This is a genomic window from Streptomyces hydrogenans, assembly GCF_014656075.1.
GTDB classification, from domain to species: domain Bacteria; phylum Actinomycetota; class Actinomycetes; order Streptomycetales; family Streptomycetaceae; genus Streptomyces; species Streptomyces hydrogenans.
In genome coordinates this window covers 45045-62490 of the sequence record NZ_BNBS01000010.1, presented here as the reverse complement: position 1 = coordinate 62490, position 17446 = coordinate 45045, and the positions used below count along the sequence as shown (strand labels likewise).

General features: G+C 74.0%; 15 protein-coding genes. 1 reads left to right on the top strand and 14 read right to left on the bottom strand.

The annotated features are described in order from the left end of the window. From IE321_RS41840 to IE321_RS07075, 6 genes are all read right to left on the bottom strand, one after another. A partial coding sequence (locus tag IE321_RS41840; protein WP_229916330.1) for a hypothetical protein occupies positions 1 to 284 on the bottom strand: 284 nt, incomplete at its 3' end. After that, positions 281 to 1018 (bottom strand): hypothetical protein, encoded by a 738-nt coding sequence (locus IE321_RS07095; RefSeq protein WP_190222165.1) that lies wholly within the window; start codon positions 1016 to 1018, stop codon positions 281 to 283. The genes IE321_RS41840 and IE321_RS07095, both read right to left, overlap by 4 nt. 4 nt (positions 1019 to 1022) lie before the next feature. Beyond that, the gene (locus IE321_RS07090; RefSeq protein ID WP_043225511.1) at positions 1023 to 1544 is read right to left on the bottom strand and encodes a phage tail protein; all 522 of its coding nucleotides are present in this window, start codon (positions 1542 to 1544) and stop codon (positions 1023 to 1025) included. A gap of 11 nt (positions 1545 to 1555) precedes the next feature. Next, positions 1556 to 3394 carry a phage tail sheath family protein gene (locus tag IE321_RS07085; RefSeq protein WP_190222164.1) on the bottom strand — a complete coding sequence of 613 codons (1839 nt, stop codon included), beginning with the start codon at positions 3392 to 3394 and terminating at the stop codon, positions 1556 to 1558. 635 nt (positions 3395 to 4029) lie between these two features. After that, entirely contained in the window at positions 4030 to 5049 is a 1020-nt protein-coding gene (locus IE321_RS07080; protein ID WP_190222163.1) for an MASE1 domain-containing protein, read from the bottom strand. Between the two features lie 106 nt (positions 5050 to 5155). Then, the gene (locus tag IE321_RS07075; RefSeq protein ID WP_190222162.1) at positions 5156 to 5998 is read right to left on the bottom strand and encodes a PP2C family protein-serine/threonine phosphatase; all 843 of its coding nucleotides are present in this window, start codon (positions 5996 to 5998) and stop codon (positions 5156 to 5158) included. Here IE321_RS07075 and IE321_RS42760 point away from each other — a divergent pair. Then, positions 5906 to 6448: a siderophore-interacting protein gene (locus IE321_RS42760; protein WP_190222200.1), complete on the top strand. Its 543-nt coding sequence runs from the start codon at positions 5906 to 5908 to the stop codon at positions 6446 to 6448. The genes IE321_RS07075 and IE321_RS42760 overlap by 93 nt on opposite strands. Positions 6449 to 6645: 197 nt before the next feature. Here the strand turns inward: IE321_RS42760 and IE321_RS07065 are convergent, their stop codons facing one another. From IE321_RS07065 to IE321_RS07030, 8 genes are read right to left on the bottom strand one after another with little or no spacing between them, the layout of a single operon-like run. After that, positions 6646 to 7683, bottom strand: coding sequence for an aldo/keto reductase (locus IE321_RS07065; protein WP_190222161.1), 1038 nt, complete (start codon positions 7681 to 7683; stop codon positions 6646 to 6648). Continuing rightward, on the bottom strand, positions 7680 to 11573 hold the full coding sequence (locus IE321_RS07060) for an ABC transporter ATP-binding protein (protein WP_226652708.1): 3894 nt from the start codon (positions 11571 to 11573) through the stop codon (positions 7680 to 7682). The genes IE321_RS07065 and IE321_RS07060 overlap by 4 nt, the downstream gene beginning before the upstream one ends. 38 nt (positions 11574 to 11611) lie before the next feature. After that, positions 11612 to 12964 (bottom strand): LLM class flavin-dependent oxidoreductase, encoded by a 1353-nt coding sequence (locus IE321_RS07055; protein ID WP_190222159.1) that lies wholly within the window; start codon positions 12962 to 12964, stop codon positions 11612 to 11614. Then, a complete protein-coding gene (locus IE321_RS07050; RefSeq protein ID WP_190222199.1) occupies positions 12961 to 13695 on the bottom strand; it encodes an ABC transporter ATP-binding protein in 735 nt (244 codons plus the stop codon). The genes IE321_RS07055 and IE321_RS07050 overlap by 4 nt, the downstream gene beginning before the upstream one ends. Positions 13696 to 13721: 26 nt before the next feature. After that, complete coding sequence (locus IE321_RS07045; protein ID WP_190222158.1) at positions 13722 to 14657, bottom strand: ABC transporter permease; 936 nt, start codon at positions 14655 to 14657, stop codon at positions 13722 to 13724. After that, entirely contained in the window at positions 14654 to 15157 is a 504-nt protein-coding gene (locus IE321_RS07040; protein WP_190222157.1) for a flavin reductase family protein, read from the bottom strand. Before IE321_RS07040 ends, IE321_RS07045 begins: the two co-directional genes overlap by 4 nt. After that, entirely contained in the window at positions 15154 to 16284 is a 1131-nt protein-coding gene (locus tag IE321_RS07035) for an LLM class flavin-dependent oxidoreductase (RefSeq protein WP_190222156.1), read from the bottom strand. Before IE321_RS07035 ends, IE321_RS07040 begins: the two co-directional genes overlap by 4 nt. A 1-nt stretch (position 16285) precedes the next feature. Continuing rightward, on the bottom strand, positions 16286 to 17338 hold the full coding sequence (locus tag IE321_RS07030) for an ABC transporter substrate-binding protein (RefSeq protein ID WP_190222155.1): 1053 nt from the start codon (positions 17336 to 17338) through the stop codon (positions 16286 to 16288). Positions 17339 to 17446 lie beyond the last annotated feature (108 nt).

Genomic DNA, 17446 nt, shown 5'->3' with positions numbered 1-17446 from the left:
GCACCAGCCACACGATCCGTACCGGCCACCCCCGCCACCCCCGCCACCCCCGCCACACGGTCCGCATCAGTGGCCGTCGTGGCATCCGCCGTACCAGGCGCCAGGTCGACCGCCGTCGCCGCGCCCGTGGCCGCCGTCCGCTCCTCGTCACCCTCCACGAGGTGCGCGTCCGCCCGGTCCGCGCCGCCCGGCAGGCTTGGCGCCCGGTGGCCGAAGGCGTGGGGTGCCAGGGGGCGGAGGCGCGGGCCCGGGGCTCCGAGGAGCCGGTCCACGAAGTCGGTCATCCGGAAGTCACCTCCAGATAGAACCGCCGCCGCGCAGGGCTGACCGACAGCACCTCGGCCTCCGACCAGCCGTAGGCCCGCGCCAGGGCGTGGACGTCGTGCAAGATCCCGCGCGCGTGAGCGGACACGTCGGTCCACACGTGGTCGGCGAGGTCGAGGGCGGCCTCCCAGCGGTGCCCGCACTGTGGGCAGTCCAGCGTCAGCACGGTGTCGGCCCCCGGGTCGAGCTCGGCGAGGCGCGGGGCCAACGCGTCGAGTACGTCGTCGGGCAGGTCGTCGACGGGCGGGCTGACGCTCAGCAGGCATCGGCGCAGCAGCGCCCGGCGTGCCCCGGGCGCCGTGGGGTCGACGGCTCGGACGTCCCGGCCGGTGAGGGCCCGGTAGGTGAGCGTGAAGCCGCCCGTCGTCCACGTGGCCGTGGCCGGGACGGCGACCGCCGCACCGGCCCGGCCGATCGCCTCGGCCGGCCGCAGTTCCTCCGCCGCCACGGTGACGTCGAGGCTGTCCCCGCACGCCGGGCAGTCGGTCGTGCAGGGCAGGGCGTCGCCGAACACGCCGCACCGCAGGTCCAGGAGGAGGGCGTTGACGGCGCTCAACGGCAGGTCGGCGACGTCCTGTTCACCGTGGGGAGCCGTGGCCGTGGAGGCGATCAGGAGGGCCCGGTCCGCCGGCGTGCTGTCGAGTCCGCCCTCCCAGACCTCGAGGACGGTCGCTTCGGTCGGTCGACGCGGCACGCTGTCACCCGGCGGTGTCGGAGAACTGCGAATCCTGCGGCGCTTCGGTGTGTTCCCGCACCCAGCCGTGGTGCTCCACCTTGATGCGCTCGAAGGCGACGCCGTTGGACCCGGCGTCGAGTTCGTGCAGGCCGTGGTACTCGGAGACCCAGCAGTCGTGGACGGAGTAGGAGAGCACCTGCTGTCCGCCCTCGTCGAAGACGTCGATGATGAGGTCACGCCGGAAGTCCTTGAGGGACGTCTCGAGACCACCCGCCGAGTTCTTCAGGCTCCAGACCCTGTTGGCCCATTCCTCGAAGGCCGTGTCGACGGTGCATCCGCGTTCCAGGGTGATGGCCTCGTACTCGGTGCGGCCGGGGAGCTTGCGGCTGGTGCCGGGGTCTCCGCCGTCGCGGTGCCGGATGACCTCGGTCGTCCGCCTGAGCCCGCTGACCTTGCTGATTCCGGCGATGTAGGCCGTCTCCCCGCTGAACTTCACCCGGAAGCGGAAGTTCTTGAAGGGATCGCGGCGCGTGACTTCCGGCATCGGTCGTCCTCCTAGACCTGGATCTGACCGGCGAGTTGCTGGATGTGGACGATCACGAACTCCGCGGGTTTCAGCGGGGCGAAGCCCACGTGGATGTTCACGACTCCGCGATCGATGTCGTTCTGCGGGTTGGTGTCCTTGTCGCACTTGACCAGGTAGGCCTCCTGCGGGGTCCGGCCCTGGAACGCCCCCGCGCGGAACAGCGAGTTCATGAACGCGCCGACGTTGAGCCGGACGGACGCCCACAGCGGTTCGTCATTGGGCTCGAACACCACCCACTGCGTGCCCCGGAACAGGCTCTCCTCGATGAAGAGGGCCAGGCGGCGGACCGGCAGGTACTTCCACTCGTCGGCGAGCCGGTCGGCGCCGCGCAGGGTGCGGGCTCCCCAGGCGACCGGGCCGGCCGCCGGCAGCCGTCGCAGGCAGTTGACGCCGACGGGGTTGAGGCGGCCGATCTCCAGGTCGGTCAGCGGCACTTCGAGGTCGCTGACACCGTTCAGGGAGGCGTCCGTGCCGGCCGGGGCCTTCCACACCCCCCTCTGGACGTCGGTGCGGGCCAGGACACCGGCCATCACCCCGCAGGGCGGGAAGGCCCGGGCGGCGCCGCCGAGCAGCGGGTCGGGCGCGAGGACCCGGGGGTAGTAGACCGCGGCGTTCCTGCCGTCGGCGCCCGCCTCGACGTCCGCGACACTGCCGAACACGGCATCCACGACACCGGCGTTGGAACCGGCGCTCGGCACCGCGCTCGTCCACTTCGGGGGCGGGTCGACCAGGAGGACGGCCCGTCGTTGCAGGCACAGGCTCAGTGCCTCGGTCCGGAGGGCCTTGCCCGCGCCTTCCTGGCGTTCGTCGAGGCCGTGGGCGTCCGGCAGGCAGAGGATGTTGAAGATGTCCGTCTTCAACAGCTGGTGCAGGCCGGTCTTCCGCGCGGGGTTGCCCAGGTAGGCGTCCACGGGCGGAAGGGCCTCCTCGTCGGTGCCGCTCGCGTCGGCGCCGGCCGGCGCGTAGTAGTACGGTGCCTGGCCCCCCGGTGCGTCCGGCGACTTGGCCGCGAAGGGATCGGATCCGTCCTCCGGAGCGGAGTTGGCCGGTGGCACCGTGTCGAGGGAGGCACCGGGGGCGACGCGGACGAGCTGGGACGACTCCAGGAGCTGGGCGAGGCCGCGCGGGCTGCCCGGCTTGACGCTGACGTTGAGGTACCGCTCCTCGGTGCCGGTCGCCATGTCGCGCACCGTCAGGTTGAACAGCTCGTGCGGCGGACCGGGGTTGTCCCGCAGCGCGGAGGGCTCGAACTCGGAGGTGTCGTGGTCGACACGGGCGCGCAGCTTCCGGGCCCACCGTCCCGGCGAGGCGGCGACGAGGCCCGGCGTCGCGGCGGGTTCCCCGCTCGGACGGCCGGAGGCGCGTCTGCCGGAGCCGCCCGACCCGCCCCGTCCCCGGTTCTGCTCGCCGGAGGCCGCGTCGTCCCCGGCGGCGGGGGAGGGTTCCGCCGCATCGTCGTTCTCGGCGGGCGGGGACGGCGTCCGGGCGGGCTGCCGCGTGGGCGGGGGCGTCCCGAGAGGCAGGCGGACGAGCTCCTCGTCCTCCTTCACCACCCTGACGATCTCGGCCTCGCTGCCGCCGTTCAGGTAGAACTGGTACACGGCGTAGCTCATCGGGCAGTTCGCCTGGAGGCCGCCGAAGTTGACCTCGTAGTCGGCCCAGCCGGTGAGGTGGACCGGCCGGTCCACCGGACCGCGCGGGGCGTGACCGACGAACGCGGCGACCGAGGTCGGAACGCCCGTGATCGTCCTGACGGAACTCTTGACCTCGTCGATGTAGACGCCCGGGTAGGTGACGTTCACCGGCATGCCAGCACCTTCTCTCCGTCCGCCACGCGCCCGGCCCCGTGGAGGGGCGAGGCTGCGAGGGACGTGGGTCCGCCGGACGTCGGCCCGGCCGGACTCTGCTCGTGATCCTCGATCACCATATGGGCATAAATCGGGCATCGCGCTCTGTGTGTCGACGACCTCCTTCGATCAGGTGATGACCTGTCCACTGGTCGGCGGCACGGCGCCCGACAGGGACGCGCGGTGCCGTCCGTCACCTGTCCGCCCGTCTCCTCCGCCGGGCCGCCCGGCGCGTCGCACTGCTTCAAGGTGCCCGGCCCGCGGTGCCGCCACAGCCCGGTCGGCGCGGAAACCCCTGCCGGGGCCCGCCCCCGAGGGCGAGCGATGTTCCTCGCATACGGCGGACGGGGACGCAGGTGTGCGCCGGGCGCCCGGGCGAGCTCGGCCGAGGCCGGAACGCCGCGCACCGCTGCTCGGTCGCCGGGGCGCGGGCGGCGGTGACGAGCACACCGGCGTCCTCGACCGCGGTCCGGATGGCGCCGTTGCCGGACACGACCTCCGACGCCCTCACGCACCGGTTTGTCGGCGCCGGACGGGTCCCACGCCTTGCACGCGTCGTACGGCTCCTGATCCCCGTGTCGGCTCCGGCGCGGGGATCACCGTTCCATGTGCCCGCCGGGTGGGGCCGCCCGGCTCTCGGCGGCACCGGGTGGACCCGGCGAGGGCTCGCCCGCCGCGAGGTGCTCCAGGACCTCCGCCAGTTCCTGGCAGGCGCGGCGCACCGACCGGCGGGTCGCGCGCTGCTCGGTGATGACCGAGGCGAGGAGCAGGGCGGTCAGGGCCGCGGAACCGTTGAACGCCTGCAGCTTGGCCATGATCTCGACGTCCGTCAGATGGAGGAACGCGCCCCGCCCTGAGGTGGCCCCGATGGTGGTGAGCACGGAGGCGAAGAGCGCGCACAGCATGCTTCCGGCGAGCTGGAAGCGGAGCGCTGCCCAGATCAGCAGCGGGAAGACGAGGAAGAGCATGCTCATCGGGCTGAGCACGGCCATGGGCATGAGGACCAGGGCCGCCAGTCCCAGGAAGGCCGCCTCCTTCCAGCGCCGTACCCGGAACCGTCCGGCCGGCCCCACGAGGACGAGCAGGAGCGGCGCCACGAGCAGCACCCCCATCGTGTCGCCCACCCACCAGGCCAGCCAGACGGGCCAGAACTCGCTCGGGTCCAGGGAACCCTTCGCCACCTGCAGTCCGACCCCCGCGGTCGCGCTGATCAGCATGGCGCCGAACCCCCCGAGGAAGACCAGGGAGAGTCCGTCCCGCAGCCGCGCCATGTCGCGTCGGAAGCCGGCCCGTCTGAGCAGCAGGAAGGCGCAGAGCGGCGCGACGGTGTTGCTCACCACGGTGACCACTGTGGTGGGCCCCGGAGTGGTGAGGGAGGCGATGACGAGGAAGGAGCCGAGGGCGATCCCGGGCCAGACCCGCGCGCCGAGCAGCAGCAGGGCGGCGACGGCGACGCCGGTCGGCGGCCAGATGGGGGTGACCACCACGCCTTCGACGACGAGGCGGCCCATCAGGCCGAGTCGTCCGGCCGCGTAGTAGCAGACCGCCACGGCCAGCGACATCAGAGCCGTCTTCGTGGAGGGCCGGAACTGCCGAGTATCCAACACGTCAGCCATCAGACACCGGCCGGGCCGCCACGACGGGGCAAGGACGCCTGCGTGTCGGGCACCGCCTCACAGCACGGGCCCGGGCCGACCCGGCCCCGGGCGAACCCCTTCCGCCTCACTCCTCGGCCGCCGACCGGCCCGGACCGCCGTCATGGCCGACGACCAGGACGGCCGCGTCGTCCTCGTGCCCCACCGTGGCCGCCAGCTTCATGACGGCGGTGGCGAGCGCGTCGACGTCCAGCCCGGCGACGGCGGTGATCCCGGCGAGCCTCGTCACCCGGTCCAGACCCTCGTCGACGTGGAGCGAGGGCCCCTCCACCACCCCGTCGGTCAGGAGGACGAAGACACCGTCGGCGAAGAGCCGGTGGCGCGTGGTCGGGTACTCGACGTCCCGCAGCACACCGAGCGGGGGCCCGCCCTCGCTGTCGTCGATGCCGGAGCGGCCGTCGGCGGTGGCCCAGATGTGGGGGATGTGACCGGCCCGGGCGCACTCCAGGGTGCCGGCGGCGGGGTCGAGCCGCAGGAAGGTGCAGGTGGCGAAGAGGTCGGCGCCCAGAGAGATCAGCAGGTCGTTGGTGCGGCCGAGCAGCTCTCCCGGGTCTCCGGTGACGGAGGCCAGCGCGCGCAGTGCCACGCGGACCTGTCCCATGTAGGCGGCGGCCTCGATGTTGTGCCCCTGCACGTCACCGATGGACATGCCGATCCGTCCGCCGGGCAGGGAGAAGGCGTCGTACCAGTCGCCGCCGACGTTGAGCCCGTGGTTGGCGGGCTCATAGCGGACGGCCAGCCGGGCGCCCGGAAAACTGGGCAGGTCCGAGGGCAGCATGTCGCGCTGCAGGGCCACGGCGAGCTCGACACGGGAGCGCTGCGTCTCGGCCAGCTCCCGCGCCCTGGCGGTCAGCGACCCGAGCCGGACCAGAAGGTCCTCGCTTTTGTCGGCCGGCCGTCTGCGGAACATCGATCACTCCGACGTCACGACAATCCTCGCATCAGTCCGTCCCGCCTCCAGCGCGCGGGACCACAGGGGCCACCTCGGCACGAACAGGTCCTTCCCCACTCTGCCCGGAGGAGACGGCGTCCGCATCTCAAAAGGAGCCGTCCACCCCCACCCGAGCGCCTCGAAGCCGAGGGCGCCGAGCCCCGCATCGACCTGCCGGCGCCTGCCGGCGTCGAGGTGACCTGGCACGACCGGGTGGGCGAACCCGGCGCCGCCCTCGTCCACGCGCTCCGCAGGGCCGGTCTCGGGGACGACACGCACGTCTGGATCACCTGCGAGGCATCTGCGGTCCGCAAGGCCCGGTCCTACCTCCTCGACGACCGGATGCTGCCGCGCCCGCAGGTGACCACACGCGGCTACTGGCGCGTGGGCGAGGCCGACCACCCCCACCACGACCACGGCGAGGACTGACCGGCCCGCGAAGCCGTCCCGCGCGACCGGAGCGAGGTCCTCACGCACGTCGGACGGGGTGTCGGTGCGAGGCCGGGGTCGCCCTTGACCCGCACCGGGCGGGCACGTCCGCTCCCGGGGGCCGCGGTGATCGCCGCGGCCCCCGGGCCGGCTTCGACGAGTCGTCGGCGGGCCCGGCCCGCCCTGGTCCGTCCCCGTCAGCCGAGGGGACGCCGACGGAGTGCCGGCTCGCGCAGGGGCGGCGGGGTGTGGCCCGCGTCCTGGGACGACAGGGTGGTGCCCGGGGGCACGATCTTGTCGATCTCGTCCAGGACGTCCGGCGGCAGGGGCGTGTCGGCCGCGCCGAGCTGGGACTCCAGCTGCTCCAGGGTGCGAGGACCGATGATCGGGGCGGTGACCGCCGGGTGGGAGAGGACGAAGCCGAGGGCGAGTTCGATCAGGGTGAGGCCCGACTGCTCGGCCAGGACCGCGAGCGCCTCCACCGCCTCCAGCTTGGCCGCGTTCCGCGCGCCGCCGATCTCGAAGCGGCCCGGCTGGCGGGCCGCCCGGCTCGACTCCGGCTGCGGCCCGCCCGCCCGGTAGCGGCCGGTCAGCCAGCCGCCGGCCAGCGGGCTCCAGGGGATCACCGCCAGGCCGTACCGCTGGGCCACCGGCAGCACCTCGGCCTCCACGCCGCGCGCCAGGATCGAGTACGGCGGCTGTTCGGCCACCACCCGTTCACGGCCCCGCCGCTCCGCGATCCACTGCCCCTCGACGATCCGCGACGGCGGGAACGTGGACGTGCCGAGGTAGCGGACCTTGCCCTGGCGGACCAGATCGGTCAGTGCGCCGAGCGTCTCGTCGAAGTCCGTGTCCTCCTCCGGCCGGTGCACCTGGTAGAGGTCGATGTGGTCGGTGCCGAGCCGCCGCAGGCTGTCCTCGACGGCACGGTGGATCCACCGGCGCGAGTTGCCGAACCGGTTGACGTCGTCCCCCATGCGACCGTGGAACTTGGTGGCCAGGAAGACGTCGTCCCGGCGACCGGCGAGGGCCTTGCCGACGATCACCTCCGACTCGCCCTGCGTGTACACGTCCGCCGTGTCGACGATGTTGATCCCGGCGTCCAGGGCGCGGTGGATGATGCGGACCCCGTCCTCGTGGTCCGGGTTGCCCCGGGCGCCGAAGTTCATCGCGCCGAGGGCGAGGGCGCTCACCTGCACGCCGGTGCGGCCGAAGGGCCGGTACGGGATGGTCATGACGTTCCTTCCGTGGGGACAGTCGTGGGGATGGCCGGGGGGAGGGTCGTGGGGGCGGCCGTGGCCGTGGCCGTGGCCGTGGAGACGGGCCGCCGTCCGGTCGCCGTCCCGGACTCCGCGAGCTGGTCGACGCTCGCTGCCCCGCCGGCGGCGCGGAACGCGTCCCACAGCCTTCGGTACGGGCCCTGCGCCGCGAGCAGTTCGTGATGCGTGCCGGCCTCGGCGACCGTGCCGTCCCGCAGGACGATCACCCGGTCCGCGCGGGCGGCGGTGGTCAGCCGGTGGGCCACGACGAGCGTGGTGCGCCGCCGGGTGAGCGCCGCCGTCGCCGCGGCCACCCGGCGTTCGCCGGCCAGGTCGAGCGAGGCGGTGGCCTCGTCGAGCAACAGGACGTCCGGGTCGACGAGTTCCGCCCGGGCCAGCGCCAGCAGCTGCCGCTGGCCGGCGGAGAGGCCCCGGCCGCGCTCGCCGACCTCGGTCAGATAGCCGTGCGGCAGCCCGGCCACCATCGCGTGCGCGCCGACCGCCCGCGCCGCGGCCTCGACCTCCGCGTCGGTGGCGTCGGGACGGCCGTACGCGATCGCGTCCCGCACGGTCGTGCCCAGCAGGTGCGTCTCCTGCGGGACGACCCCGAGCCGGCGCCGGTACTGCGCCGGATCCAGGGCGCGCAGGTCGGTGCCGTCGATCCGTACGGTTCCGGCGGTCGGGTCGTGGAAGCGGGCGACGAGCTTGACGATCGTCGACTTGCCCGCGCCGGTCGTCCCGACCAGGGCCACCGTCTCCCCGGCGGCGACCCGCAGGCCGACCTCGTGGAGCACCTCGCGCCCGCCGTCCCGGTAGCCGAACGACACCCGGTCGAACTCGATCTCGCCGCGCAGCTCGCGCACCGGCACCGGGCGTTCGGCGACCGGCGTGCCGACCGGTTCGCGCATCAGCGTGCGCAGCCTGCCCAGGCCCACGACCGCCTGCTGGTAGCCGTCGAACGCCTGGGACAGCTGCTGGATCGGCGAGAAGAACAGCTCGACGTAGAGCAGGAACGCGATCAGGACGCCCGCGGTGAGCCGGCCGTCGCGCACCTGCCCGGCGCCGATCACCAGGACCAGGGCGGTCGCCGCCGTGCCGAGGAACTCGACGAACGGGAAGAACGTCGCCATCAGCCGTTGCGCCCGCAGCCTGGAGTCGCGGAACGCCCAGGCCAGGCGGGCGAAGTCGCGGGCGTTGCGCGCCTCGCGGCCGTAGGCCTGGGTGACCCGGATCAGGGCCACGTTCTCCTGGAGGTAGGCGTTGACCGCGCTGACCCGCTCCCGCGCGTCGAGGTACGCGGGCAGCGACCGCGCCCGGAACACCGCCGTGGCGGCGACGAGGACCGGCAGGGCGAGGAGCAGGGTGACGGCGAGCCCCGCGTCGATGACGAGCAGGGCGACGAGCACACCGAGCATCGTGAGCAGGGAGACCACGAAGGTCACCAGACCCGTCTGCAGGAACGCCGACAGCGCGTCCACGTCCGTGGTCATCCGGGTCATGATCCGGCCGCCCTGCTCGCGCTCGTAGTAGTCCAGTCCGAGCCGCTGCAACTGGGCGTACGTCCGCACCCGCAGCGCGTGCAGCAGACGCTCGCCGGTGCGGCCGGTCACCCGCACCTGGGCGACGTTCACCAGCCAGCCGAGGAGCACGACCACCGCCGCGACGCCCGAGGTCGCGAGCAGCACCGCCGGCGCGGACCGGCTGACGCCGCTGTCGACGCCGTGCCGCACCAGGACCGGTACGGCGAGCTGCGCGAGCGCGTCCGCGCCGACCAGCGCGAGACCGCCGAGCAGCGGCAGCCGGAAGGGCCGTACGAGGGTGCGCAGTCCGAAGTCCGGGTCCCAGGCGCGGGCCTGCTCGGGCGAGACCTTCGGATCCACGTCGACGCGCGGCAACGCCGCCAGCCGCTCCAGGAGTTCCCCGTCGGCCGGGGCGCCGCCGAGCAGCCCTCCGCCCGGTCCCGCGCGGCCCGGCCCGGACGTGGCGGCGGCCTGCGCGTAGGCGGCGGCGACCCGCGCCCCGACGTCCGGGCCGGCCGACGGGGCGTCCGGGGCGGGCCGCCACAGCGCCTCGGTGACACCGCGCGGCCGCGGCGGCTCCGCGGCCGACGCCTCGTCGACGCCGAGTTCGCCGGGCTGCTCGTCGGGAGACAGCAGCGACCGGTACAGCGCGCTGCGCTCCCGGAGTTCGTCGGGCGTGCCGATGTCGACGACCCGGCCCCGGTCCAGGACGGCGACCCGGTCGGCCAGTTCGAGGGAGGACGCCCGGTGGGCGATGACCAACGTGGTCCGCCGTCGCGCCACTCGGTGCAGACCGGCGTGGATGGCCGCCTCGACCTGGGCGTCGATGGCGGAGGTCGCGTCGTCCAGCACCAGGACGGCGGGGTCGGGCAGGATCGCCCGGGCCAGGGCGATGCGCTGGCGCTGCCCGCCGGACAGGGTGAGGCCCTGCTCGCCGATCACGGTGTCGTAGCCGTCCGGCAGGGCGCTGATGAACGCGTCGGCCTGCGCCAGCCGCGCCGCGCGGCGGATCTCCGCCCGCCCGGCGTCGGGCCGCCCGTAGGCGATGTTCGCCGCGATCGTGTCGGACAGCAGGTGCGGCTCCTCGAAGACGAAGCCGATCCGGGCACGCAGTGCGGCGAGCCGCAGTCCGCGGACGTCGACGCCCCCGACCCGTACCGTCCCGGCGGCCGGGTCGAAGAACCGGGGCAGCAGCGCCGCCGCCGTGGACTTGCCCGACCCGGCCGCGCCGACCAGGGCCACCGTCTCCCCGGGTTCCACGCGCAGGGTGAAACCGTCGAGCAGCGGGGCGGCCGTCGGGTCGTGGCCGAACACCACTCCGTCCCACTCCAGGGCGGGCGCCCCGTCCGGCACGGCGACGGCGTCCGGGGCGTCGGTGATGGCGGGAGCCGTGTCGACGACGTCGAGCACCCGCTCCACCCCGGCGCGCGCCTGCTGCCAGACGGTGAGCAGCATGGCCACCTGGCGCACGGGCGTCACGAAGGAGCCGAGATAGGCGTTGAACGCCACGAAGGTGCCCAGGGAGATGCTGCCGCGCAGCGCCAGCCAGCCGCCCAGCGCGAGCACGGCGACCTGCCCGAGGACCGGCACGGCCTGAAGCGCCGGGTTGTACCTGCCGGTGAGCCGGGCGACCCGCAGCCGCGAGGAGAACAGCGCGCGCGACCGCTGCTCCAGCTCCGCCAGTTCACGCTCCTCCTGGCCGAACCCCTTGACCACGCGGACGCCCGCGACCGCCGCCTCCACGGTCGACGCGACCTCGGCCGCCTCCTGCTGCGCGTGCCAGTTGGCCGGGAACAGGTCGCGGCGGCTGCGGTACGCGATCAGCCACAGCGCCGGGCCGACGACGAGGGCGACCAGGGTCAGCAGCGGCGACAGCGCGAGCATCAGCGCCACGGACAGGCCGAACATCAGCGCGTTGCCGAACATGTTCGGCAGGAACTGCAGCAGCATCTGGACGAGCGTCACGTCGGAGACGGCCCGGCTGACGACCTGGCCGGTGTGCAGCTCGTCCTGTTGGCGGCCGCCGAGCCGCAGCAGCGCGGCGAAGGCGTCGTTGCGCAGCGCGTACTGCACTCCGAGGGACACCCGGCCGGAGCAGTACCGGCGCAGGAAGCTCGCCCCGAACCGCAGCGCGCCGAGGCCGAGCAGCAGCACCACCCAGGGGGTCGGCGCGGCCGAGGGGGACGCCACCTGGTCCACGACGTGGCCGAGGACCAGCGGCAGTGCGGCCGTGGCCGCCGCGGCGACGAGCGCCGCGCCGTACGCCCCGGCCAGGTCGGAACGGTGGGCCAGGCAGTACCCGACCAGCCGGCGCACCCAGCCCGCGCCGGCCGGTCCGGGTGACACCGGGGACGTACGGTCCGCGGTGCGACAGGGTGCGACCGTCACGCGGACGCCCCGAGGGCGTGCGGGGCCGCGAGCGAGTCCGCGGGGCGGGGCAGCCCGTAGTGGTCGCGCAGCGTGCCGCCGGTGTATTCGGTGCGGAACCTGCCGCGCTCCTGGAGGATCGGCACCACCTTGTCGACGAACGCCTCCAGGCCGGACGGCAGGACCGGCGGCATGATGTTGAACCCGTCCGCGGCGTCGCCGTCGAACCACTCCTCGATCGCGTCGGCCACCTGCACCGGCGTGCCGGTGAACGTCCGGTGCCCGCGCCCGCCACCGAGCCGCCCGATCAGCTGACGTACGGTCAGCTTCTCCCGCCGGGCCAGCTCCACGATCAGCGTGTACCGGCTCTTGGAGCCCTCGATCTCGTCCTCGGACGGCAGGTCGTCCGGCAGCGGCCCGTCCAGGTCCAGCGCGTCCGAGGAGATCCGGAACAGCCGGGCGAGCTGCCGCTTGGCGAACTCCGGGCTGATCAGCCGGTCCAGCTCGCGTTCCAGCTCCTCCGCCTCCGCCTCGGTGTCACCGATGACCGGCACGATCCCGGGAAGGATCTTGATGCCCCGCGGGTCGCGGCCGTGCGCCACGGCCCGCTTCTTCAGGTCCGCGTAGAACGCCCGCGCCTCTTCGAGGGTCTGCTGCGCGGTGAACACCGCCTCCGCCCAGCGCGCCGCGAACGCCTTGCCGTCCTCCGACGAACCGGCCTGCACGAGCAGCGGGTGACCCTGCGGCGGGCGGGGCACGTTCAGCGGCCCGGCGACCCGGAAGAACCGCCCCGCGTGATCGATCCCGCGGACCTTCGCGGAGTCGGCGTGGACACCGGCGTCCTTGTCGGCCACGATCGCGTCGTCCGTCCAGCTGTCCCACAGCCGGGTGGACACCGTGAGGAACTCGTCGGCGCGCTCGTAGCGCTCCTTGTGCGGGGGCGTGTCGTCCAGGCCGAAGTTGCGGGCCGCGTCCGCGCCGGCGGTCGTGACGATGTTCCATCCGGCCCGCCCGCCGGAGACGTGGTCGAGCGAGGCGAACCGGCGGGCCAGGTTGTACGGCTCGTCGTACGACGTCGAGGCGGTCCCGATCAGACCGATGTGCTCGGTCGCCCCGGCGAGCGCCGTCAGCAGCACCGTCGGCTCCAGCCGCCCGCCGGGCCGGCGGGCGGGATCGCCCATCAGCCCCGGGCTGTCGGCGAGGAACAGCGAGTCCAGCCGGCCCCGTTCGGCGATCCGGGCGAGGTTGCGGAAGTGCTCGACGTCCCAGGAGGCGTACGGATCCGACTCCGGCAGCCGCCAGGCGGCCTCGTGGTGACCGACGCCCATCAGGAAGGCGTTCAGATGGAGCTTCTCGGCGCGCTTGCTCATGACGCTTCCTTCGGGTCCTTCGTGCGGTCGTCGGAGAGGGCGCCCAGGGCGCCCAGCAGGGTGGTGCGGTGCCGCTGGAACAGCGGGTCGCCCGGGTCGCGTCCGGCGGGCAGGTCGAGGCGCAGGTCCAGGACGAAGTCGCCGTCGTCGAGGACCAGCACCCGGTCGGCGAGGGTCACCGCCTCGTCCACGTCGTGGGTCACCAGCAGCACCGCCGGCCGGTGCCGCTCGTACAGCCGGCGCAGCAGCCGGTGCATCCGGATGCGGGTCAGCGCGTCGAGGGCGCCGAACGGCTCGTCGGCGAGCAGCAGTTCCGGTTCGCTGACCAGCGACCGGGCCAGCGCCGCCCGCTGCTGCTCCCCGCCGGACAGCTCGTGCGGCCAGGACGACGACCGCCCGCCCAGGCCGACTTCGTCGAGGGCGGCACGGCCGCGCTCCTTGGCGCCGTCGCCGGGCAGACCGAGCACCACGTTGTCCAGGACCCTCAGCCACGGCAGCAGTCGCGAGTCCTGGAAGACCAGCGAGACCCGCCGCGGCACCAGGATCTCGCCCGTGCCGACGGTGGTGTGGTCCAGTCCCGCCACCGCGCGCAGCAGGGTGCTCTTGCCCGAGCCGCTGCGCCCGAGGAGCGCGGTGAACTCGCCCCGGGCGAGGGTCAGATCGACGTCGCGGAGCACCTGGCGGTCGCCGAAGGACCGGGTGAGGCCGCTGACGCGGACGGCGGGGTCCATCGACCCGGCGACCGGGCCGCCCTCGCTCAGGCGGTGATCGTACGTCGCCACGACAGCACCCTCCCCTCCACGAGGCGGACGAGGGCGTCGGAGGCGAAGCCGAAGGCGCCGTACAGCACCAGACCGACGAGGATGATCCCGGACTGGGCGTACTGCTGGGCCTGGAACATCATGTAGCCGATTCCCGAGGTGGCGTTGATCTGCTCGACCACGATCAGACCGAGCCAGGCCGCGGTCACCGCCAGCCGCAGCCCCGTGAAGAAGCCCGGGAGCGCGGCCGGCAGCACGACCTTGCGCAGGAACTGCCAGCGCGACAGCCGCTGTGCCTCGGCGAGTTCGACGTAGCGGGCGTCGATGGAGACCAGCGCCGCATGGGTGTTGATGTAGATGCCGACCGTCACGCCGAGCGCGATGACGACCACCTTCATCGTCTCGCCGATGCCCAGCCAGAGGATCAGCAGGGGAAGCAGCGCGAGGTTGGGGATCGAGCGCTTGACCTGCAAGGTGCCGTCCACGACCGCGTCACCGACGCGGGAGAGCCCGGACGCCAGCGCCAGCACCAGGCCGGCCGCGACGCCGATGAGCAGACCGAGCAGGGCACGCGACAGCGAGGCCTGCACGCTCTCCTGCAGGCGCCCGCTCACCCACAGTTCCTGGGCGGAGGTCACGACCGAGGCGGGCGACGACAGCTTGCGCGGGTCCAGCAGGCCGGCCGCCGAGGCGCCCCACCAGGCGAGGACGATGAGCAGCGGGCCGAGGAGCCGGCCGAACGGGATCGACTTGCCGCGCCCGAGGCGGCGCTGGGTCGCCGGCACCAGACCGGCGGCCGCCGCCGTGTCCGGTGCCGGCGCGTCCGTCGGCGGTGCGGGAGCGGGGGGTGCCGAGGACGGCGGTGCCTTCGCCGGCCCGCCGGTCACGGTGGCCGTGCCACCGCCCGTGCGGGAGGTCAGGTCGAGGTTCATCGGGGCTCCTGGGGTCGGGGGAGGAGGGAGCGGAACGAACTGGCGTGGAAGACGAGGGGGTCCACGTCCCGGTCGAGGCGCAGGTCGTGGACGCGCAGGACGACGATGTCGTGGTCACCGGCCCGGATCTCGTCGTCGACCGAGCAGGTGAACCAGGCGGCGGAGCCGTCCAGCAGCACCGCGCCGTCCTCGTCCGCCCGCCACGGGGCCCCGGCGAAACGCTCGGCGGCCGGACCGGCGAGCCGCCGGCACAGCGCCCCCTGGCCCGCGCCGAGCACGCTGACGCCCAGGCGGCCGGCCCGGCGCAGCACCGGCCAGGTGCCGGAGGTGTGCGCCACGCAGACGGAGACCAGCGGCGGCGCGAGGGACACGGTCGTGAACGAGCTGGCGGCCAGGCCGGCCGGCTCGCCGTCGACCAGGGCGGCGATCGCCGTGACGCCGGTGGGGAACGCGCCGTACACGGCGCGCAGGGAGGTGGTGTCGTGCAGGACGGCGGTCATGCGGGGGCCTCCGAGGAAGGGGCGGCGGAAAGTCGCCGCGGGGCTGATCCGGCGGGGGACGCGGCCGGCTCCCCCAGGAGCGGGAGCAGGGCGTCGCCGACGCGGGCGATCTCCCGCCGGTACGGGGTGTCCGACAGCACGAAGTGGGTCACGCCGAGCTCGCGGTACCGGTGCAGCGCGTCGGCGACCTCCCGCGCCGAGCCGACCAGCCAGGTCGTGCCGGCGCCGCCGCCTCCGTGGCGGCCGGGGGCCGTGTAGAGGCAGCTGTCCAGGACGTCGCCCCGGTCCGCCAGGTCGAGCAGCCGCCGCTGACCGACGGCCGTGCCGCGCCGGAAGGCCTCCTGGGTGCGCGGGTCCTGCCGTGCCATGCGGGCGACCTTCTCCTCCGCCGCGCGCCACGCCTCCTCGGTGGTGTCCCGCACGACGGTCGTCACGCGCAGCCCGAACTCCAGCGGCCGGTGGACGCGCCCGACCTCGTCGGACAGCGTCCGCAGCCGGTCGACGCGTTCCGCGACGCCGTCCAGCGGCTCGCCCCAGAACAGCTGGACGTCGGCCTCCCGCGCGGCGACCCGCTCGGCGGCCGGGCTCGCGCCGCCGAAGTACAGCCGGGGGTGCCGGCCCTCCTCGGCGCGCCAGGGACGCGGCCGGACCGTGGAGTTCTCCACCCGGTAGTGCTCTCCCCGGAACGTCACCTCCTCGTCCTTCCACAGGCGGCGCACCAGCCGGAGGAACTCCAGGGTGCGCTCGTAGCGGCGGGCGGGGTCGAACTCGCCGTCGCCGTAGGACGCGGCGGCGTCGAGGCCGCTGACGACGTTGACCAGGACCCTGCCTTCGCTGAGCCGGTCGAGGGTGGCCGCGGCGGAGGCGAAGTTCGCCGGGTGCCAGTAGCCGGGCCGGACGGCGATGAGCGGCTTGAACGTCGTCGTACGGGCGGCGAGCGAGGCCGCGACGGTGAAGGTGTCCGGACGGCCCCAGCCGGTGCCGAGGAGCGCCCCGGCCCAGCCGTGGTCCTCGACGGCGCGGGCCAGCTCCGTCGCGTGGTCCAGCGTGCCCCACCCCTCGACGGCGTCGTCGCCGCGATGCCCGGGCTCGACGGCGTTCGGGATGTACCAGAGGTGTTCGCCCATCTCAGGCCTGCCCCCGGTACGCGGGGGGCGCGGCCTCCGCCGCGACCTTCTCGAACCGCCGGTCGAACAGCACGCCCACGTCGAACTTCTTCACGAAGCCGGCGTCGGACATGAGGTCGGCGATCGACTGCTCCCAGGCGATCGAGGAGTCCCAGTTCGTGGGGTACAGCGGCTTGCTCCGGGCCTTGACGATCCGTTCGCCGTCCTCCCGGGTGACCCCCTGGTCCTTCACGTAGTACGAATCGATCCACTGGTCGGGGTTCTCCCAGGACCAGTTGTTGCCCCGGACCCAGATCGGGACGAACGCCCGGACCGCCGCCGCCTTGCGCTCGTCGGCGAGCACCGACGTGGGCGCCCACAACAGGCTCAGGAGGTCCTGGACGTCGGTGGGCAGGGCGCGAGCGCCGTCCTTCGCGTACTGCTTCAGGTACTTCGTCAGCGACGGCTCGGTCAGCGGCGCGAGGTCGACCTGGTCGCCCTGGAGCGCGGTCAGGAACTGGGCGCTGGGCAGCGGCACCAGGGTCACGTCCTGGTGCGAGACGCCGTTCTCGTTCAGCCACTTGAGGATCGTGACGCCCTGCGCCTGGCCCTGGGAGAAGGCGATCCGCTTGCCGACGACGTCCTTCGCCGTCCGGATGTCGCTGCCCGGCCGGGTGGTGGGGATGTAGGTGACCGCGGTGTTGTGCGCGATGGCGACGATCTTCGCGTCGAAGCCGATGTCGTGCGCCTGGATCGGCGGCATCCCGGCGTTGCTCGCCAGGTCGACCGCGCCCGCGCGGAAGCCCTGGATGGTCTCGGGACCGCCGTTGAGCCGGACCCACTCGACGGAGAACGGCAGCGGACCGAGCGACGGTTCGGCGGTGAGCTGCGCCTGCGTCGTGGTCGTCCCGAGCCGGAGGGTGGTCTTCCTGTCGGGCGCGGCGGTCGGCAGCGCGCCGAGCTGCGTGGAGCCGGCCTGGTCGGGGGAGGCGCAGCCCGCGAGCGCCAGCAGGGCGCCGCCGCCCAGGGCGAGGAATCCCCGGCGGTTCAGTGGTCTTGAGGTGTGCAGGGACATGGCGATACGGGCCTTTCACGTGGCGGCGGGGGAGGCGCCGGGGGAGGAGGGACGCGGCTGGGAGGGGAGGACCGGCAGGGCCGGCAGGGCGGGCCGGGTGGACCGGGC